Raw genomic sequence first — 16,184 nt, 5'->3', positions numbered from 1 at the left:
CTCACCCGTCGAACCGCCATGAACCGCTACAAGCAGCGCATGACCCTGACGGCGGCCGCCGTGCTCGTCCCGCTCACGGTGGCCTGTGGCAGCGAGATGGAGGGGAGTGCCGCGGTGAGCGTCCGGCAGCCCGTGACCGGCATCGACTGGCGGGTCGACGGCCTCACCGCCGGCGGCACGGCCCGGCAGGCCCCCGCGACCGCCCGCCTGCGCATCGACGAGGACGGCAAGGCGGCCGGCAACCTGGGCTGCAACCGGTTCAGCGCCCGGGCCACCGTGCGCGGCGACCGGATCACCATCGGGGACCTGCGCACCACCCGGATGGCCTGTGGCCAGGAGCGGATGGACTTCGAGCGGGCCCTCGCCCGCGTCCTCACCACCGGCACCCTCGTCGCCAGGACCGACGCCGCGAAGCTGACGCTCACCGACGGCGACGGCGACCGCGTCCACCTCAGCCGCCTCGGCCCCGAATGATGTGCGACACCTCACTCACGTATCCGGCAAAGCCCCCGGCGACCGGGCCGCCCGACGCGGCCGCGCTCCCCGCCGTTCGCTGACGCAGGGCTTTGACCAGCGAAAACGCGAAAACCACCAAGGTGATCGCCGGTCCCGGGCCTCGCACGGGAACAGATCCCCAATTCGGACCAGTGGTCGACCTCGCCTACACTCGGTGGCGTGCCACGTGGTGACGGTCGACTCAATCACGATCTGCTTCCCGGCGAAAAGGGCCCCCAGGACGCTTGCGGCGTCTTCGGCGTCTGGGCTCCGGGTGAAGAGGTCGCAAAGCTCACGTACTTCGGGCTCTACGCCCTCCAGCACCGGGGTCAGGAATCCGCGGGAATCGCGGTCAGCAACGGCTCCCAGATCCTCGTCTTCAAGGACATGGGCCTGGTCTCCCAGGTCTTCGACGAAACCTCGCTCGGTTCGCTCCAGGGTCACATCGCGGTCGGACACGCCCGCTACTCGACCACCGGCGCCTCCGTGTGGGAGAACGCCCAGCCGACGTTCCGCGCCACCGCGCACGGTTCGATCGCGCTCGGTCACAACGGCAACCTGGTGAACACGGCGCAGCTCGCCGAGATGGTCGCCGCGCTGCCGAACGACAACAACAGCCGCTCCGCCCGGGTCGCGGCGACCAACGACACCGACCTGCTGACGGCCCTGCTGGCCGCCCAGGTCGACGAGAACGGCAAACCGCTGACCATCGAGGAGGCGGCCCACGCCGTCCTGCCCAAGGTGCGCGGTGCCTTCTCGCTCGTCTTCATGGACGAGGGGACCCTCTACGCCGCCCGCGACCCGCAGGGCATCCGCCCGCTGGTCCTCGGCCGCCTGGAGCGCGGCTGGGTGGTCGCCTCCGAGTCCGCCGCCCTGGACATCTGCGGCGCGAGCTACGTCCGGGAGATCGAACCGGGCGAGTTCGTCGCGATCGACGAGAACGGCCTGCGCGCCTCCCGATTCGCGGAAGCGAAGCCCAAGGGCTGCGTCTTCGAGTACGTGTACCTGGCCCGCCCGGACACCGACATCGCCGGCCGGAACGTGTACCTCTCCCGGGTGGAGATGGGCCGCCGGCTCGCCAAGGAGGCGCCGGTCGAGGCCGACCTGGTCATAGCGACCCCGGAGTCCGGCACACCGGCCGCCGTCGGGTACGCGGAGGCGTCCGGCATCCCCTTCGGCAACGGCCTGGTGAAGAACGCCTACGTCGGCCGGACCTTCATCCAGCCTTCGCAGACCATCCGCCAGCTCGGCATCCGCCTGAAGCTGAACCCGCTGAAGGAAGTCATCAAGGGCAAGCGGCTGGTCGTCGTCGACGACTCGATCGTGCGCGGCAACACCCAGCGCGCCCTGGTCCGCATGCTCCGCGAGGCGGGCGCCGCCGAGGTCCACATCCGGATCTCCTCCCCGCCCGTGAAGTGGCCCTGCTTCTTCGGCATCGACTTCGCCACCCGCGCGGAGCTGATCGCCAACGGCATGACCGTCGAGGAGATCGGCACCAGCCTCGGCGCCGACTCCCTGGCCTACATCTCCATCGACGGCATGATCGAGGCGACCACGATCGCCAAGCCGAACCTGTGCCGCGCCTGCTTCGACGGCGAGTACCCGATGGAACTGCCGGACCCGGAGCTGCTGGGCAAGCAGCTGCTGGAGACCGAGCTGGCGGCCGGTCCCGCCGCCACGGCCGCGGCCGACGCCATCCGTCGCCCGTAACACCCCGCAGTACGACACGAAAGCTCTCACAGCCATGTCTGAGACAACTGGTGCCAGCTACGCAGCGGCGGGCGTCGACATCGAGGCGGGCGACCGCGCCGTCGAGCTGATGAAGGAGTGGGTGAAGAAGACGCAGCGCCCCGAGGTCCTCGGCGGCCTCGGCGGTTTCGCCGGCCTCTTCGACGCCTCCGCCCTCAAGCGCTACGAGCGCCCGCTGCTGGCCTCCGCCACGGACGGCGTGGGCACGAAGGTCGACGTCGCGCGCCGCATGGGCGTCTACGACACCATCGGCCACGACCTGGTCGCCATGGTCATGGACGACATCGTGGTGTGCGGCGCCGAGCCGCTGTTCATGACCGACTACATCTGCGTCGGCAAGGTCCACCCCGAGCGCGTCGCGGCCATCGTGAAGGGCATCGCGGAGGGCTGCGTGCTGGCTGGCTGCGCCCTGGTGGGCGGCGAGACGGCCGAGCACCCGGGCCTGCTGGGCGCGGACGACTTCGACGTGGCCGGCGCCGGCACGGGCGTCGTGGAGGCCGACCGGCTGCTCGGCGCCGATCGCATCCGCACGGGTGACACCGTGATCGCCATGGCGTCCTCCGGGCTTCACTCCAACGGGTACTCCCTGGTCCGCCACGTCCTGCTGGACCGCGCGGGCCTCGCCCTGGAGGCGGAGGTCGCGGAGCTGGGCCGGACCCTCGGCGAGGAGCTGCTGGAGCCCACGAAGATCTACTCGCTGGACTGCCTGGCGCTCACCCGCACCGCCGACGTGCACGCCTTCAGCCACGTCACCGGCGGCGGGCTCGCCGCCAACCTGGCCCGGGTGATCCCGGACGGCCTGCACGCCGTGGTGGACCGCTCCACCTGGACCCCGGGCGCGGTCTTCGACCTGGTCGGCAGGGCCGGGGACGTCGAGCGGCTGGAGCTGGAGAAGACGCTCAACATGGGCGTCGGCATGATCGCGATCGTCCCCGGCGAGTCCGCCGACGTCGCCCTGGCGACCCTCGCGGACCGCGGCGTCGAGGCATGGGTCGCCGGCGAGATCACCGAGCGTGGCGACAGGACGACCGGCGCGGAGCTGGTCGGCGACTACGCCGGCTGATCCCGCCCGGACAGCACAGAAGCCGGTCGGTGGCAGTGCCACCGACCGGACTCGTGCTCAGTACAAGGTCAAGCGCCGCGACGGTGTTGTGAGGGACCCTCACCCTCGTCTCCGTCGTCCTCATAGAGGTCGGCGTAACGGGAGTAAAGGTCGTCCTCGTCGTCCTCATCGTCCTCGAACGGTTCGCCGTTCGGCGGCTGGCTCGAAGTCGATGCGCCCAGTTCACTGGCCAGACGTGACAGGTCAGTCCCACCGCTGTTGTACTTCAGCTGGCGGGCGACCTTTGTCTGCTTGGCCTTGGCCCGGCCGCGCCCCATGGCTCGACCCCCTCGGTGACGGGGCTCAACGGCCCCAGAGTCTGACACGCGTTCATGTTCTGGAACGGACCCTCCGCGGAGGGGCCGGTCCGTAGGGCTTCCACGGTACCTGAGCCCGCGCCCATACGGTACGTCGCCCGCAGCACGCGCGTGTGCCCACGACCTTCGAGGAGCCCTGTCCTCGCTGGTCAGTGGCGATTTTAACCACTTATCGGGGAACGACCCGCCGGTGGAAGTGAGAGTTCTCTCTAAGTTCCCGCCGGCGGATACCGCTCTTCTGTGCGATCGCCCTACGGGGCGACCCGGCCCGCACGGGCGTCGGCCATCCGCTGCTCGGCGATCCGGTCGGCCGCCGCGGCCGGCGGGATCCCGTCCTCCTTCGCACGTGCGAAGATGGCCAGCGTGGTGTCGAAGATCTTCGCGGCCTTCGCCCGGCACCGGTCGAAGTCGAAGCCGTGCAGCTCGTCGGCCACCTGGATGACCCCGCCGGCGTTCACCACGTAGTCCGGTGCGTAGAGGATCCCGCGGTCGGCGAGGTCCTTCTCGACACCCGGGTGGGCGAGCTGGTTGTTGGCCGCGCCGCACACCACCCGGGCGGTGAGCGCGGGCACCGAGAGGTCGTTCAGGGCGCCGCCGAGAGCGCACGGGGCGTAGATGTCCAGGCCCTCGACCCGGATCAGCGCCTCGGTGTCGGCGACCGCCGTCACCCCCTCGGGGTGCTCGTCGAGGATCCGCCGGACGGCGTCGGCGCGCACGTCCGCGATCACGACCTCCGCGCCCTCGTCGAGCAGGTGCCGCACCAGGTGGTGGCCGACCTTGCCGACACCGGCCACGCCGACCCTGCGGCCGCGCAGCGTGGGGTCGCCCCACAGGTGCTGGGCGGAGGCGCGCATGCCCTGGTAGACGCCGAAGGCGGTGAGCACGGAGGAGTCGCCGGCGCCGCCGTTCTCCGGCGAGCGGCCGGTGGTCCAGCGGCAGTCGCGGGCCACGACGTCCATGTCGGCGACGTACGTGCCGACGTCGCACGCGGTGACGTAGCGGCCGCCGAGGGAGGCGACCATGCGCCCGTAGGCGAGGAGCAGCCCCTCGGTCTTGTCGCGCTCCGGGTCGCCGATGATCACGGCCTTGCCGCCGCCGTGGTCGAGACCGGCCAGGGCGTTCTTGTAGGACATCCCGCGCGCGAGGTTCAGGGCGTCGGCGACGGCCTCCGCCTCGGTGGCGTAGGGGTAGAAGCGCGTGCCGCCGAGGGCCGGGCCCAGGGCGGTGGAGTGGATGGCGATCACGGCCTTGAGGCCGCTGGCGCGGTCCTGGCAGAGCACGACCTGCTCGTGGCCGCCCTGGTCCGCGTGGAACAGGGTGTGCAGGACATCGGCAGACGCGCCGGTTACGTCGGTCACTGTGGTGACTCCTGTGTACATAGCGGCGAGTGGGGTGTGGTCCCCGTAAGGGTGGCGGGGAGCCGTGGCATGAGAGTAGAGCCTCGGCCCGTTCGCCATCCGTGCAGTGTTCAGGATCACCCTCCCGGGGCCGCCGCGCACGTATGGGCGTGGCACGATGCGCAGTGTTTCGAGCCGGGTCCGATGGGGAGGGAGCAGGCGTGCCGAAGGTGTCCCCCGTGGTCGTCCCCTATGCCGCGTACCTGCGTGTGTACGAGCCGCTGGCCGCCTTCCCGGAGCCGGAGCGCGGCCACTGGGCGCGCTACGCCCGCCGCACCGAGCGTCCCTCGTACCAGGACGAACTGCGCCGCTCCCTGGCCGACTTGCTGGCCACCCCGCCGATCGTGGTGCCGGTGCGCGAGAGCGGTGACGCCTTCGTGCTGGAGGCCGACGGGGTCGTCTGCGTGTGCCCCTGGCGGACCCGGCTGCGCGGCTGGCAGGCCCTCGGCGAGCCGGCGGAGGAGCTGCCGCCGCTGGTGCTGGACGCGGCGCTGCCGCCGGTGGTGCGCCGCCAGGCGGCCCAGGACTACGAGCGCTGGCTCGCCCGCAACCCCGACGCCCGCCCGTGGATCCGCACGGCGACCTGGGAGCTGCCGCTGACCTGGTTCGTCCTGGTCGCGGACGAGGAGCGGCGGTACGACGAGGGGGCCGCCGGGGTGCCCCCGCTGCTGCGCTACCGCACGCCGATGGTGCAGGCCCGGCGGCGGGTGGCGCGGGCGCTGCGGACGCTGCGGGACACCGTCGAGGAGAGCCCGCTGATCGACGGCCTGGTGGACGTCGGCCGCTGGCTGGAGGAGTTCCACCCGCGCTCGCTGGTGGAGCTGGACTACGGCGGTCTGGTGCACCTGCTGCCGGCGGGCGAGCTGGAGGACGACCACTCGGCGGCGGACGTGGCCGCCGGCGTCGACGCGCTGCGCCGGGGTGACGGGACGGCCGCCGGGGAGGCGTACGAGCGCCTGGTGCGGCGGTGGCGGGCGGTACGGGACCGGCGCTCCGCGAACTGAGTGACGTAGGTCACGGTCAAATGGGTGCCCGAAGACGTACGTTCTACTCGCTCACGGCCATCTGACGGGACGTTGGTCCCGATCTGGACTTTCGCCCCAAGGGTGACGGACAGCACTTACCCGGCCCTTGCTCACGTTGCCACCCCTCGTGCCAAAATAGGACAAGGAGTCCGGGGAGGGTTCCGTCCGTCCACCTATGCTCGGCTGTGGGCGGATTCTCAGCATTGCACGCTTTGGGGGGTCTGGTGACTCCTGATCGCTCTGTGACTGATCGTCACAGTGGCGTGACTGTCCGCTATGGCATGGTCCATCGGCTTCCGTCGCTGATGAACACCTGGGAGGGCAATTCCATCGGTTTGGCCGACGCGGCTGGACGGATGGTGTAGTTGTAGTGCCGAGGACAAGCCGTTCGTCCTATAACCGACTCGACTCGCGTCCGCCATTTCGGGCAACGCGGGTCAAGGTGCAGAATTTAGAGGAAAGAACCGAGAAGGTTCGGTTCTCCCGAGGAGGCCGCTCATGACCGCTCGCACCCCTGATGCCGAGCCGCTGCTGACCCCGGCTGAGGTCGCCACCATGTTCCGTGTCGACCCCAAGACGGTCACGCGGTGGGCGAAGGCCGGCAAGCTCACGTCCATCCGCACGCTCGGCGGGCACCGCCGCTACCGCGAGGCCGAGGTCCGCGCCCTGCTGGCGGGCATCCCGCAGCAGCGCAGCGAGGCCTGAACAACCGTATGACCGGGCAGGACGGCCGGCCCCCCAATCGGCCTCGAACGCCCGGAGCACTGGCTCCACACGACGCGGGTCCTGCCCCAACAGGCCCCTCGCCCAGGCCGAGAGAGCGTCACAGGCAAGCTGCACAGGGTGCGTCGTAAGATCGCGCTGGACTCCGCCGGGTCCAGCGCGATCTTTTTTGTGCGTGGAGCGGGGACGGGGCCGGCGGTTGTGAGCATCCTTGTCGGAGTCTGGGGAGGCCTGTCGGAACGGCTGTGTGCGTCCCTGGGGACGGGTGCAATTGCACATATTAAATTGACCCGTTGTATGACAGGGGTAAGTGCCACCGTTTCAGAAACTCATGCGGTGACACCCGTCACATGGTGCGCCGCTTGCTGGCCGCGCGCCACGTGCGCTAGGGGAGGCGGCCGCTCCACCGTCCCACGCCCGTACGGCGGTTGGGTCGGCCGGGGGTCACGCGCGACGAGGGCCTTCGTCCGCCGCGCCCTCCCCCTCCGCCTCCTGGTCGCGGCCGCCGGAGTCCATCGCCAGCCGCAACAGGCGGTGGCAGATGGGGCAGTGGCGCGTGCGGTGCGGGTAGCCGGAGGCGGCCGACAGATGGGCTCTCAGGAGCGCTCGTGTCTCGTGCCTGACCGACGCCGCCATACGCCACCTCCAGGGGGCCGTGCGGGGAGGACGAGCCCTGCTCCCTGGGTACCGATCGAATGTGACGCCGTCAAGACCGCTGCACCGCACCGAAGTGGCGGGCCCGGCCCCGCTTGCGCCGCTCTCCCGCCGTGGCGCCCTGCCGGGGCCGCGCGAGTGCCCGGAGGGGGCGCGGGGGCGGCAGGGGGCGGCAGGGGGCCCGCCGCGCCCCGGGAAGACCGGCCGCGGCCGCTCTCCGGCCCTCCGGCCCGCCGTGCGGTCCGCGGATGCCGTACCCGTGCGGCGGTGGAAACGAGTGAGGCCCGCGTCCCTTACGGGCGCGGGCCTCACTCTCGATGCGGTCCTGACGGGATTTGAACCCGCGGCCTCCACCTTGACAGGGTGGCGAGCACTCCAAACTGCTCCACAGGACCAGGTTTCGCGGCGCTTTTTCCTGCACTGCGCTGCGAAAAGAGACTGTACAGGAGGGTGAGGTCCCTGGTCGAACTCACCCTCCGTGCCGGGGCGGTCACTGCACGGCCGCGTCGATCGCCTTCACGATCCGCTTGTCGGAGACCGGGTACGCCGTGCCCAGCGCGTGGGCGAAGTAGCTGACCCGCAGCTCCTCGATCATCCAGCGGATGTCCCGGACCGAGGACGGCACCGGGCGGCCCTTCGGGAGCTGTTCCAGCAGCCAGGCGTACTCGTCCTGCATCTCGTGGACCTTCTCCATGCGCGTGGTGTCGCGCTGGACGTTCGTCGGCATCTGCTGGAGCCGGCGGTCGGCGGCCACCAGATAGCGCATCAGGTCCGGCAGGCGCCGTATGCCCGCCCAGGTGACGAAACCGGGCTTCACGAGGGCGTCCAGCTGCTTGCGGACGTCCGCGAGGTTCGCGAGCAGCGTGGGGCTGCGGACGCCCTTCAGCCGGCGCTCGCACGCCTGCCAGGCCGCGAGCACCTGCTGCACCTGGGCGACCGTGCGGACCGTGGTGTCCACGATCTCGGCGCGCACCTTGTCGTACAGCTTGCGGTACGACTCCTCGTCCCAGGCCGGCCCGCCGAAGTCCCCGATGAGCTTGTCCGCCGCCGCCGTCGCGCAGTCGTCGAACAGCGCCTGGACCGAACCGTGCGGGTTGGCGGAGAGCGCCAGCTTCTGGGCGTTCGTCAGCTTCTCGGACGCGAACTTCGCGGCGTTCACCGGGATGTTGCGCAGGATCAGCCGGCGGGTGCCCTTCCACATGGCCTCCGCCTGCTCGGCCTCGGTGTCGAAGAGGCGTACGGAGACCGTGTCGCCGTCGTCCACCAGCGCCGGGTAGGCCTTGACCGGCTGCCCGGCCCGGCGGGTCTCGAAGACCCGGGTGAGCGTGCCGATCGTCCAGTCCGTCAGGCCCCCGCGCTCCAGGGACTGGCCGCCCTCGCGGGACGCGGTCGCCGCCGCGGCCTGGGACAGGGCCTGGCGGGCCTTCGGCTTCAGGCGCAGCTTCAGCGCTTCCAGGTCCTTGTCCTCGGCCAGCTTCCGGCGGCGCTCGTCGACGATCCGGAAGGTGATCCTGAGGTGGTCGGGAACCCTCGACCAGTCGAAGTCCTCCGCCTCGAAGGGGACACCGACCATCCGCTTCAGCTCGCGGGCCATCGTGACGGTCAGCGGCTCCTGGAGGGGCACCGCCCGCTCCAGGAACGCCTTCGCGTAGTTCGGCGCGGGCACGTAGTTGCGGCGCACCGGCTTGGGGAGGGAGCGGATCAGCTCCGTCACCACCTCCGCGCGCAGGCCCGGGATCTGCCAGTCGAAGCCCTCGTCCGTGACCTGGTTGAGCACCTGGAGCGGGACGTGCACCGTCACGCCGTCGGCGTCCGCGCCCGGCTCGAACTGGTAGGTGACGCGGAACTTCAGGTTCCCCTGCCGCCAGGTGTCCGGGTAGTCGGCCTTGGTGACCGCCTCCGCCGACTCCCGGATGAGCATCTCCCGCTCGAAGTCCAGGTAGTCCGGCTGCTCGTGCCGCTTGTGCTTCCACCAGGAGTCGAAGTGCGCCCCGGACACCACGTGTTCGGGCACCCGCTGGTCGTAGAAGTCGAAGAGGGTCTCGTCGTCCACGACGATGTCCCGGCGCCGGGCGCGGTGCTCCAGCTCCTCGACCTCGCTCAGCAGCCTGCGGTTGTCGGCGAAGAACTTGTGGTGGGTGCGCCAGTCGCCCTCCACGAGCGCGTTGCGGATGAACAGCTCGCGCGAGACCCCGGGATCGATCCGGCCGTAGTTCACCTTCCGCTGGGCGACGATCGGGACGCCGTACAGCGTGACCTTCTCGTACGCCATCACGGCCGCCTGGTCCTTCTCCCAGTGCGGCTCGCTGTACGTCCGCTTGAGGAGGTGCTCGGCGAGCGGTTCGACCCACTCGGGCTCGATCTTCGCGTTGACCCGCGCCCACAGCCGGCTCGTCTCCACCAGCTCGGCCGACATCAGGAATCTCGGCTGCTTCCGGAACAGCGCGGAGCCCGGGAAGACGGCGAACTTGGCGCTGCGGGCGCCCAGGTACTCGTTCTTGTTGCCGTCCTTCACGTCCTTCATCCCGACGTGCGAGAGCAGGCCGGCGAGGAGGGAGACGTGGACGCGGTCGGCGGGGGCGTCCTCCTCGTTCAGGTGGATGCCCATCTGCTTGGCGACCGTGCGCAGCTGGGTGTAGATGTCCTGCCATTCCCGGATGCGCAGGAAGTTCAGGTACTCCTGCTTGCACATACGGCGGAACGAGCTGGAGCCGCGCTCCTTCTGCTGCTCCCGGACGTACCGCCACAGGTTCAGGTAGGCGAGGAAGTCGCTGGTCTCGTCCTTGAAGCGGGCGTGCTGCTGGTCGGCCTGCGCCTGCTTGTCGGCGGGGCGCTCGCGCGGGTCCTGGATGGACAGCGCGGCCGCGATGACCATGACCTCGCGGACGCAGCCGTTCCTGTCGGCCTCCAGGACCATCCGGGCCAGCCGCGGGTCGACGGGGAGCTGGGCCAGCTTGCGGCCCGTGTCGGTGAGCCGTTTGCGGACGTCCTTCTGGGCCGGGTCCAGCGCGCCCAGCTCCTGGAGGAGCTGCACGCCGTCACGGATGTTGCGGTGGTCCGGCGGGTCGATGAACGGGAACTTCTCGATCTCGCCCAGGCCGGCCGCGGTCATCTGGAGGATGACGGAAGCGAGGTTGGTGCGGAGGATCTCCGCGTCCGTGAACTCGGGCCGGGCGAGGAAGTCGTCCTCGGAGTACAGGCGGATGCAGATACCGTCGGACGTACGGCCGCAGCGGCCCTTGCGCTGGTTGGCGCTGGCCTGCGAGACCGGCTCGATGGGCAGCCGCTGGACCTTGGTGCGGTGGCTGTAGCGGCTGATCCGGGCGAAGCCGGGGTCGATGACGTACTTGATCCCGGGGACGGTCAGGGACGTCTCGGCGACGTTGGTGGCGAGCACGATCCGCCGGCCGGTGTGCGGCTGGAAGACCCGGTGCTGCTCCGCGTGGGAGAGCCGGGCGTACAGCGGCAGCACCTCCGTGAACCGGTACTTCTTCTTCTCCAGCGCGTCCGCGGTGTCCCGGATCTCGCGCTCGCCGGAGAGGAAGACCAGGATGTCGCCCTTGCCCTCCGCCATCAGCTCCTCGACGGCGTCGGTGATCGCGGTGATCTGGTCGCGGTCGGCGTCCTCGGAGTCCTCCTCGAGCAGCGGCCGGTACCGCACCTCCACGGGGTAGGTCCGGCCGCTCACCTCGATGATCGGGGCGTCGCCGAAGTGCCGCGAGAAGCGCTCGGGGTCGATGGTCGCCGAGGTGATGACGACCTTCAGGTCCGGCCGCTTCGGCAGCAGCCGGGCCAGGTAGCCGAGGAGGAAGTCGATGTTGAGAGACCGCTCGTGGGCCTCGTCGATGATGATCGTGTCGTAGGCGCGCAGCTCGCGGTCGGTCTGGATCTCGGCGAGCAGGATGCCGTCCGTCATCAGCTTGACGAAGGTGGCCTCCGGGTTCACCTGGTCGGTGAACCGGACCTTCCAGCCGACGGCCTCGCCGAGCGGGGTCCGCAGCTCCTCCGCCACGCGCTCGGCGACGGTCCGGGCCGCGATCCGCCGCGGCTGGGTGTGCCCGATCATGCCGCGCACGCCCCGGCCCAGCTCCAGGCAGATCTTGGGGATCTGCGTGGTCTTGCCGGACCCGGTCTCACCGGCCACGATGACCACCTGGTGAGCGCGGATGGCGTCCGCGATCTCGGCCTTCTTCTGGCTGACCGGCAGTTGCTCGGGATAGCTGACGGCCGGCACGCGGGAGCGCCGCTCGGCCATGTGCTTCTCGGCGCGGCCGATCTCGGTCTCGATCTCGGCGAGGACGGCGGTGCGGGCCTCGGGCTTACGGATCTTGCGCGCGCCCTCCAGCCGCCGGCCGAGCCGGTGCGCGTCGCGCAGTGACAGCTCGGTCAGGCGGGGGGCGAGGGTGCCGAGGGCGGGGGCGGGATGCGTAGACATACGCGGTCCAGGATCTCACCCCGGCCGAAATTCACGCGAACGATTTGCGGGCGGCCGGGGGAAGCGCGTCCTCCGGGGGAGCGCGGGGCCGCCGTTCCGGGCGGACACGCGCTCGCCGGGCGACGGGCACGCCCCGGCAGGTGGTGCCAGAGTGTCCCGTATGCCCGATTCCCCGCACGGAGAGCACGGCCGTCCCCCGACGCGCGCGGAGCGCTGGACGGCGTTCCGGGAGTCCCCCTTCCTGCCGGCCACGGTCCTGGTGCTGCTCATCGCCGCGGCGGCCGGCCTCTTCGCCGGCTCCTACACCTACGCCATGGCCAACCCCACCCCGCACGTCATTCCCACGGCGGTGACGGTGTCCAACGACGAACCGGCGGCCCGGCGCTTCATCGCCGGCATGGAGCAGGCCCTGAACGCCTCGCTGAAGCTGCACTCCTACGACAGCAGGGGGGCGGCGGTGCGGGCGGTGGCGGAGCAGCGGGTGTTCGCCGTGGTGGAGACCCCGGCCGGCGGCCGGTCGGTCACCCTGGACGTGTCCAGCGCCTCCGGGGCCACCGTCGCCCAGGTGCTCGGCGAGTCGGCGGCGAAGGTGGGCGAGGCGACCGGGACGGCCGTGGTGGTGCGCGACCTGAACCCGTTGCAGCGGGGTGACCCGCGAGGGCTGGCCATCTTCTACATCTCGCTCGCCGCCGTGATCATCGGATTCATCGGCGCGATCCAGCTCAGCGTGCACGCGAAGGCCCTGAACCCCCTGGAGCGCATCGCCTTCATCGTCGTCTACGCCGTGCTCGGCGGGTTCACGATCGCCGCGGTGGTGGACTGGTGGCTGAAGGCGGTGAAGCTGCCGTTCGTCGAGTCCTGGTTCATCCTCGCCCTGACGATGTTCGCCTCCGGCATGGTCTTCACGATGTTCAACACCCTGTTCGGGCGGTGGGCGATGCTGCCGACCTGGGGACTGATGGTGCTGCTCGGCAACCCGTCGTCCGGCGGTGCGGTCTCCTGGCCGCTGCTGCCCTCGCCGCTCGGCACGATCGGCCGCTGGCTGCCGCCCGGCGCCTCGGTGAACGCCCAGCACACCGCCGTGTACTTCCGGAGCCACCAGCACGCCTTCCCGTTCCTGGTGCTCGCCGGCTGGGCGGTCCTGTCCTGCGCGGTCTTCGTGATCTGGCGCGAGCGCCATCCGGGCGGCCGGACGACGGGACCGGCCCACGCCGCCCGTGACCTCGGGCCCTCCTAGGGCGCGTGCCCGGCCGGCGGGGCCGGCGGGGGCGTCTCGGGGTGGTGGCGTACCGGGCCGTCGCCGAGGACGAAGGACCTCGCGGTGTTGGAGACGGCCTTGATGCCCAGGTAGGCGGTGGTCATGCTGCTGACGGCGGTGAACGCGGCGGTGAGGATGCCGACGATCACCGCCTTGTCCCCGTGGAGCTGCCACACCCCGAAGGCCGCGACCCCGGCGATCGCGAGATTGCTGGTGACGACCGCGAGCAGCCCGTACCGGGCCCGGTCCTTCTCCAGCTCGGTGTCCTGACTGCTCCTGGTCCCGCCCCGGCTCATGTCCGCCCCGCCCCCCCCTCACGCGCACCACGCGCGATCAGCCCGAACGTAGCGCCGGCCGCCGACGGTGCCAAGGCGTCACGGGCACCGCGCGGCGCGGTGGCCGATCGGGCACGGCGGAGCCCCACGGGTTGGCGTGTGTCTCCCTGGTGCCGCGCCTGGCGACCCACGACACTGGACCGCATGGGGGACGGTAACTGGTGGGTGGCGCTGCTCACGGGCGCCACGGCGCTGGGCGCGAGCTGGATCACGACCCGCGGCAACGCGCGCTCCGTACGGGTCGAGGCGGAGGTCAACGCGCACGCCGGTCACCTCACCGAGGCGCGGAACCGGAGACGGGACGCCTACCGGGAGCTGAGCACGGCGGTGCACGCCCTATCCGAGGTCTTCTGGAAGATGGAAGTGGTCGACCTCGCGGAGACGAGGGCGGAGCGGGCCGATCTCGTCGAGCAGATGCACACCGCCTCTCGCCGGTGCCTGAGCGAAGTGACCAGGACCAGTCGGGACGTCTACCTGGAGGGACCGGTGGCGGCGGCGAAGGCCGCGCGGGAGTTGCGCCGGAAGGCCGTGGAAACGCATCTCCTGCTGATACGGCTGCACGACGGCACGGAGGACACCCGCTCCGCGTACGACGCCGCGTACCAGGGCTTCACCGCCCAGCACGTGCGCTTCCTGGACGTGGCCCGGGAAGCACTTGAGGTCAGATGAGGGCGCGGCGTCCGCGCCCTGGACGGCAAGCGGCCCGACGCCGGGGCGAGCAACACGAAAGAGCCCCTCTCCGTTGATGCCGGAGAGGGGCTCAAGCCCTGGTCAGGGCTGCGGTGGCTGGGGCCGGGGTCGAACCGGCGACCTTCCGCTTTTCAGGCGGACGCTCGTACCAACTGAGCTACCCAGCCACGGTGTTTCACGTGAAACACCAGCGGTCCTGACGGGATTTGAACCCGCGGCCTCCACCTTGACAGGGTGGCGAGCACTCCAAACTGCTCCACAGGACCAAGCGTGTGTGCAACAGTGTCGCACACGGTAGTACGTGCCCCCAACGGGATTCGAACCCGTGCTACCGCCTTGAAAGGGCGGCGTCCTAGGCCGCTAGACGATGAGGGCTATCGGCCCGCCTGGGCGCTTCTCAGCGCCTCGGGGACGTGAGAAGCATATGGGATGGCGGGGGGTATCGCCAAAACGGTTTACGGGGACGGCGTCGCGCCGCCGGACGAGGGGGTGGCGGAGGACGCACCGGGCGCGCTGGCGGCGCCCGGCCGGTTCTCGTCCGCCAGGTGGCGGCTGACCTCGGCCGTCGTCAGTCCGAGGCCCCCGAGCTTGATCGAGTCCCAGGCCTGCAGCCTGCGGCTGTCACGGTCGAAGTAGAGGATCGAGGCCTCGATCGGGGCGGGGTGCTCGTGCTCCACGGCCCGCAGTCCGCTGCCGCCCGTCGACCCCTCCCTGCGCAGCCGCGTGCCGTACGGCAGGATCTCGGTCCCCTCGTGGTGCAGGTGCCCGCAGAGCACCAGCGGCACCACGCCGTCCGTCTGCCGGGCGGCGGTCGGCTCGTGCGCGACCGCCACGTCCACCGGGGTGCCGGCCGCCTCCTGGTCGCGCAGGGAGGACGCCAGCCGGACCCCCGCCAGTTCCTCGGACGCCTCGCCGCCGGGCACCACCGAGCGGTCGGGGGTGAACTGGGGGTCGCCGGTGCCCGCGAACCGCAGGCCCGCCACGGTCCGCGCCCGCCCGTCGTCCAGGACGTACACGTTCTTCATGCGCTCCAGGTAGCGCTGCGTGGCCCGGGAGTCGTGGTTGCCGCGCACCCAGACGTAGGGCACGCCGAGGTCCCGGACCGGGTCCAGGAAGCCGTTCTCCGCCGTCGTGCCGTGGTCCATGGTGTCGCCGGAGTCGACGATCACGTTCACCCGGTACTGCTTCACCAGCGAGGCGATGATCTTCCAGCTCGCCGGGTTGAGATGGATGTCCGACACGTGCAGGACCCGGACGGTGGAGGGGTCCGGCCGGTAGGCGGGGAGGGTCGAGGTGACCTCGTAGAGCTTCGTCACGTTCGTCACCAGGCGCGCCAACTCCTTCTGGTACACGTCGAATTCCGTGACGATGCTGCGGGCGTTGCCCACCACGGACGGCGCCGAGCCGAGCAGTCCCGAGAACCGCGGCTCCAGGACCGACTTCGGGTTCCAGGTGGCGTAGGCCGACGTGCCGGAGGCGGCCAGCAGGGCCAGGGCCAGCCCGCCGGCGGCCAGCGCCGGACGGGGCCGGCGGTAGACGGCCAGCCCGAGGGCCGTCGCGCCGGCGACCACGGCGGCGCAGGAGCGCAGGGCCAGGTCCAGCGTGCCGTGCTCGACGTCGCGGGCGACCTCGGCCTGGAGTCCGGAGAGCCGTTCGGGGTGGTTCACCAGCGCCTGTGAGCGCTCCGGGTCCAGCCGGTCGACGTTGACGTCCAGCCGGACGGGGGCGACGTGGCTGTCCAGGCTGAGCGCGCCCAGCGGGGAGATGTTGATCCGCGTGCCACCGGTGGCGGAGGGGCGCAGCGCCATCGTCGTGTCCATCGGGCCGACCGGGGCCCGGACGTCGCCGACGACCAGCAGGCCCAGCCAGGCGCCGACGAGGACGACCCCCGTGAGCCCGAGGGCGCGCAGCCAGGGGTGGGGGCGGGCGGCGAGTTCGAGGCGGGGGAGCGGGCGGGTGCGGGCGGGCTTCGGGGTCCGGTTCACATGCTGTCCAGGGCTGCGG

At 71.0% G+C, this 16,184-nt stretch carries 13 protein-coding genes and 4 tRNA genes; 7 read left to right on the top strand and 10 right to left on the bottom strand.

Annotated elements, in window-relative coordinates; all coding sequences use genetic code 11:
- Positions 1-18 precede the first annotated feature (18 nt).
- The 3 genes from ACZ4K2_RS15480 (at position 19) to purM (ending at position 3,307) form a co-directional block, all read left to right on the top strand.
- Entirely contained in the window at positions 19-474 is a 456-nt protein-coding gene (locus tag ACZ4K2_RS15480) for an META domain-containing protein (RefSeq protein ID WP_467769958.1), read from the top strand.
- Between the two features lie 201 nt (positions 475-675).
- Complete coding sequence (purF, locus tag ACZ4K2_RS15475) at positions 676-2,205, top strand: amidophosphoribosyltransferase (protein ID WP_467468728.1); 1,530 nt, start codon at positions 676-678, stop codon at positions 2,203-2,205.
- Between the two features lie 34 nt (positions 2,206-2,239).
- Positions 2,240-3,307, top strand: coding sequence for a phosphoribosylformylglycinamidine cyclo-ligase (gene purM / locus ACZ4K2_RS15470; protein ID WP_467468730.1), 1,068 nt, complete (start codon positions 2,240-2,242; stop codon positions 3,305-3,307).
- Positions 3,308-3,375: 68 nt separating this feature from the next.
- On the opposite strand, the gene ACZ4K2_RS15465 is transcribed toward purM, so the two are convergent.
- Positions 3,376-3,624 carry a DUF3073 domain-containing protein gene (locus tag ACZ4K2_RS15465; protein ID WP_467468732.1) on the bottom strand — a complete coding sequence of 83 codons (249 nt, stop codon included), beginning with the start codon at positions 3,622-3,624 and terminating at the stop codon, positions 3,376-3,378.
- 290 nt (positions 3,625-3,914) lie between these two features.
- Complete coding sequence (locus tag ACZ4K2_RS15460) at positions 3,915-5,021, bottom strand: Leu/Phe/Val dehydrogenase (protein WP_467468734.1); 1,107 nt, start codon at positions 5,019-5,021, stop codon at positions 3,915-3,917.
- 200 nt (positions 5,022-5,221) lie between these two features.
- Here ACZ4K2_RS15460 and ACZ4K2_RS15455 point away from each other — a divergent pair, with 200 nt between their 5' ends.
- Complete coding sequence (locus tag ACZ4K2_RS15455; RefSeq protein WP_467468736.1) at positions 5,222-6,064, top strand: DUF8083 family protein; 843 nt, start codon at positions 5,222-5,224, stop codon at positions 6,062-6,064.
- Positions 6,065-6,583: 519 nt separating this feature from the next.
- Complete coding sequence (gene bldC, locus ACZ4K2_RS15450; RefSeq protein ID WP_003949541.1) at positions 6,584-6,790, top strand: developmental transcriptional regulator BldC; 207 nt, start codon at positions 6,584-6,586, stop codon at positions 6,788-6,790.
- A gap of 462 nt (positions 6,791-7,252) precedes the next feature.
- On the opposite strand, the gene ACZ4K2_RS15445 is transcribed toward bldC, so the two are convergent.
- The 3 genes from ACZ4K2_RS15445 to hrpA all read right to left on the bottom strand — a co-directional run bounded on the left by ACZ4K2_RS15445 (position 7,253) and on the right by hrpA (position 11,897).
- On the bottom strand, positions 7,253-7,444 hold the full coding sequence (locus ACZ4K2_RS15445) for a DUF6274 family protein (RefSeq protein ID WP_467468737.1): 192 nt from the start codon (positions 7,442-7,444) through the stop codon (positions 7,253-7,255).
- 338 nt (positions 7,445-7,782) lie between these two features.
- Positions 7,783-7,857 (bottom strand) — tRNA-Asp (locus ACZ4K2_RS15440).
- Between the two features lie 95 nt (positions 7,858-7,952).
- Positions 7,953-11,897, bottom strand: coding sequence for an ATP-dependent RNA helicase HrpA (hrpA, locus tag ACZ4K2_RS15435; RefSeq protein WP_467468739.1), 3,945 nt, complete (start codon positions 11,895-11,897; stop codon positions 7,953-7,955).
- 160 nt (positions 11,898-12,057) lie between these two features.
- Here hrpA and ACZ4K2_RS15430 point away from each other — a divergent pair, with 160 nt between their 5' ends.
- On the top strand, positions 12,058-13,134 hold the full coding sequence (locus tag ACZ4K2_RS15430) for an ABC transporter permease (protein ID WP_467468741.1): 1,077 nt from the start codon (positions 12,058-12,060) through the stop codon (positions 13,132-13,134).
- Here the strand turns inward: ACZ4K2_RS15430 and ACZ4K2_RS15425 are convergent.
- Entirely contained in the window at positions 13,131-13,451 is a 321-nt protein-coding gene (locus ACZ4K2_RS15425) for a hypothetical protein (protein WP_467468743.1), read from the bottom strand. The genes ACZ4K2_RS15430 and ACZ4K2_RS15425 overlap by 4 nt on opposite strands.
- 183 nt (positions 13,452-13,634) lie before the next feature.
- Here ACZ4K2_RS15425 and ACZ4K2_RS15420 point away from each other — a divergent pair, with 183 nt between their 5' ends.
- Positions 13,635-14,159 (top strand): hypothetical protein, encoded by a 525-nt coding sequence (locus ACZ4K2_RS15420; RefSeq protein WP_467468745.1) that lies wholly within the window; start codon positions 13,635-13,637, stop codon positions 14,157-14,159.
- Positions 14,160-14,273: 114 nt separating this feature from the next.
- On the opposite strand, the gene ACZ4K2_RS15415 is transcribed toward ACZ4K2_RS15420, so the two are convergent.
- The 4 genes from ACZ4K2_RS15415 to ACZ4K2_RS15400 form a co-directional block, all read right to left on the bottom strand.
- A tRNA-Phe gene (locus tag ACZ4K2_RS15415) sits at positions 14,274-14,347 on the bottom strand.
- 24 nt (positions 14,348-14,371) lie between these two features.
- A tRNA-Asp gene (locus ACZ4K2_RS15410) sits at positions 14,372-14,446 on the bottom strand.
- Positions 14,447-14,482: 36 nt separating this feature from the next.
- Positions 14,483-14,555 (bottom strand) — tRNA-Glu (locus ACZ4K2_RS15405).
- 80 nt (positions 14,556-14,635) lie between these two features.
- Positions 14,636-16,165, bottom strand: coding sequence for a metallophosphoesterase family protein (locus ACZ4K2_RS15400; RefSeq protein ID WP_467468747.1), 1,530 nt, complete (start codon positions 16,163-16,165; stop codon positions 14,636-14,638).
- Positions 16,166-16,184: the final 19 nt, after the last annotated feature.

This window comes from Streptomyces sp. NPDC025833 (assembly GCF_055558055.1).
Note: the sequence above shows the minus strand (reverse complement) of the source record. Positions and strands in the feature narration are given on the sequence as shown.